At 40.1% G+C, this 3,237-nt stretch carries 3 protein-coding genes; 2 read left to right on the plus strand and 1 reads right to left on the minus strand.

Going from position 1 to position 3,237, the window contains the following annotated elements; genetic code table 11:
- A partial coding sequence (locus LDL35_RS15060; protein WP_304024005.1) for a hypothetical protein occupies positions 1 to 849 on the plus strand: 849 nt, incomplete at its 5' end.
- 107 nt (positions 850 to 956) lie between these two features.
- Positions 957 to 1,967, plus strand: a complete 1,011-nt coding sequence (locus LDL35_RS15065; protein ID WP_304024008.1) for a hypothetical protein — start codon at positions 957 to 959, stop codon at positions 1,965 to 1,967.
- An 87-nt stretch (positions 1,968 to 2,054) separates the two neighbouring features.
- On the opposite strand, the gene LDL35_RS15070 is transcribed toward LDL35_RS15065, so the two are convergent.
- Positions 2,055 to 2,459 carry a hypothetical protein gene (locus LDL35_RS15070; RefSeq protein WP_304024011.1) on the minus strand — a complete coding sequence of 135 codons (405 nt, stop codon included), beginning with the start codon at positions 2,457 to 2,459 and terminating at the stop codon, positions 2,055 to 2,057.
- Positions 2,460 to 3,237: the final 778 nt, after the last annotated feature.

Raw genomic sequence — 3,237 nt, forward strand, 5'->3', positions numbered from 1 at the left:
CGTGTCTCTTCAGAATACATATCCCACCCTGGCTTTTCCCGCCATCTCCCCGACATCGTCCTTGCCGTGCATGACAAAACCGGTCCTGATCCCCTCTTTCACATCGAAATTCAGACTGAATATGATGGTATGATGGATTTACGTATGGTGAAATACGGATATCTCATTGGTGCATCACGGTCACAGATCGATGAGGATGATACCCGGATTATCTCGATACCACATCAGGTTGTGATATACCTTGAGGAGCATAAACGGATACGGGACGACCTGAAAGTAAAGATCATTTTTCCGAATGAATCTGAAGTAGATTATACCGTTCCGGTTTTCAGATTGTATGCATACTCAGCATATGATCTTGGTGAAATGGATCTCTATCTGGTGATTCCGCTGGTGCTTGTGAAGTACAGGAATAGGTTTGATCAAATCTGCAGACGGAAAAATCTGAACCGGGAGGAATTTGATGCAGTTGTTCAGGATGTATTACAGGAGATTGAACAGATCACCACAATTACCGGATTGTTTGAAGAAAAAGGTGTAATGGATGAGCAAACAAAGGATATTATTCTCTCAGCGACAATGGAATTATATACACAGTTGCATAAGAAATATATCCGAGACACGAATAGCAAGGAGAGGGTTGAGAATATGATAGAGAGCGTCACACAGAAGATCAGTAAAAAATGGCACACGATAGGGATTAAAGAAGGCAAGGAAGAAGGGATTGCTGAAGGTGTAAAGATCGTAGCAAAAAATCTGTTGATGATCGGAACTGCAGATGAAGTAATTCTAAAAGCAACGGGGCTGACAATAGAAGAACTTGATCGTATCAAAAGAGAAGTTTCGTAATTCAATCCTTCTTCCATCTTTCCAAAAATATTTTTTGATGGTTCATTCTGGTGTAATCTCACCACCATTTCACAAATTTCAAATGCCCCCTGAACATACTCATTCGGGTGAGTCATGAAAATTCCCGTGCTCTGATCGATGAGACTGCCAAGTTCTTATTTGATGCATCTGATCAGGCATTACTTGATTTTATCTGTCGTATTTTTTCCGTCCAGTTGAATAAAAACACCGCTGAAATCATCCGTGTATCTTCAGAGTATATATCCCACCCTGGCTTTTCCCGTCATCTTCCTGACATTGTCCTTGCCGTGCATGATGGAACCGGTCCTGATCCCCTCTTTCACATTGAAATCCAGACAGAACACGATGGGATGATGGAGTTACGAATGGTGAAATACGGATATCTCATCGGTGCATCACGGTCACAGATGGATGAGAATGATACCCGGATAATTTCTATTCCCCATCAGGTTGTAATGTACCTTGAGGACCATAAACGGATTCGTGATGAGTTACATGTAAAGATCATCCTTCCGAATGAATCGGAAGTGCATTATTCTGTTCCGGTTTTCAAATTGTATGCATACTCAGCATATGAACTTGGCGAAATGGATCTCTATCTGGTAATTCCGCTGGTTCTCGTGAAGTATAGGAAGAGGTTTGATCATATCTGCAGACGGAAAAACCTGAACCGGGAGGAATTTGATGCAATTGTTCGGGATGTGTTACAGGACATTGAGCAGATTACCACAATTACCGGAACGTTTGAAGAAAAAGGTGTAATGGATGAGCAAACAAAGGATATTATTCTCTCAGCGACAATGGAATTATATACACAGTTGCATCAGAAATATATCCGGGATACCAGGAGTAAGGAGAAGGTGGAGAATATGATAGAGAGCGTTACTCAGAAGATCAGTAAAAAATGGTATACGATTGGGGTTGAAGAGGGCATTGAGAAAGGGAAAAAGGAAGGAATCGAGAAAGGAATCGAGAAAGGTAAGTTAGAAGAGGCACGAAATATTGCCCGAAATCTCATTAAATTAGGGCTGGAAGATGAGTATATAGAAAAAGCTACCGGATTATCAACAGAAGAGATCAAAAAGCTGAAGATTTAATCGTCCAGCACCAAACCACTAAATATCCGACTATATTTATCATTCCGTTGGATAATAAAAATCCTGTCAAATTTTTTCCATTTCATTCTATAATTCCTGTTGGCTTTCTTTTTGATATATTCTGGCAAACCGGTAGAGTGAATCGGTTAGAACCATGACTGCAAGGTAAACTCTGGTCCAGACTCCCTGAATGAAGAGAGTGGCTTTACCCCAGTCAAATTCAGCTCGATACCCCGGTTCAGGAGTCTGAAGAATGAAGACCTCACGACTCTTCTGATCATGTTTCCAGTCACAGATGAGCCCTTCGGTGGTTGTGTAACTGATCTGATTACCAGATTGAACGAGATGCTGATGAATCTGCCGCCCATTCAATCGTTGTTTTTTGGATCGATGTTTATTGGATTCGACCAAACTATGAGCTAGGTCAATGATTTCCTGAGTGACTTTCCGTCGAGGTTGGTGAATTGTTCGCTTCTCCGGAAGAATCTCCATTCGTAAACTGTCACGAACCTCGTCTATCTGCCGAAGTCTTCTTTACGGTAATTCGGGATGTGGAGTTCTCTGGCTATTTGGGAATAAGAACCGGAAAGGCGGTATAAGGTACCCATTTGCTGTACATCTGTCATTGTTTTCACCTGTCTCTCCCCTCCTTTTACTAGTGGAGGGAATTGTTCTGTGTTGTTAAAATGGGTGATCTATGTAAAATGGGCGCGGCTTTTTATACCCCCGGTCAAGAAGGGATGGGCAATTACACCTGTTGATATTAGGAAAAAAATATCTGTTTCATCGCCATTCTGATTAAAGATGACTATGAAGCACAATTGCCGGGTTTTTTCTCGTTATATGGTAAATTTATGCCTAAAACTCAATTTTAAGATCAAAATTCGCGATAAATTGCAAATTCTTTATTTAGATCAGGATTTCATATGTTTCAATAGACGAATGCTATTCATGGATCATGGGTTGGACATATAAATAGGTGGGTAAAATTCAACACCCAATAGCGTAGCGATATGTGTGTCTGATTCAGGAGATAAATCGGAAAATATGGCCGTATTGAGGGTATTTTTCATTCATGAGAAGGTCCCCATAAATCCTTTGATAAAAAGGGTAATTTGAGGGTATTTTTAGTCTGACAATTAATACGATAAGGTGGGTGGATATAATTAAAATATATATTAGAAGTTACGCGTTTAAATTTTCATGTAAACTTAACTCTGTAATCTCTAACCAGTAGTTGATGAATTATTTTGTTAAAATTGGGCTTAAA

Source organism: Methanospirillum hungatei (assembly GCF_020216685.1).
GTDB lineage: Archaea > Halobacteriota > Methanomicrobia > Methanomicrobiales > Methanospirillaceae > Methanospirillum > Methanospirillum hungatei_B.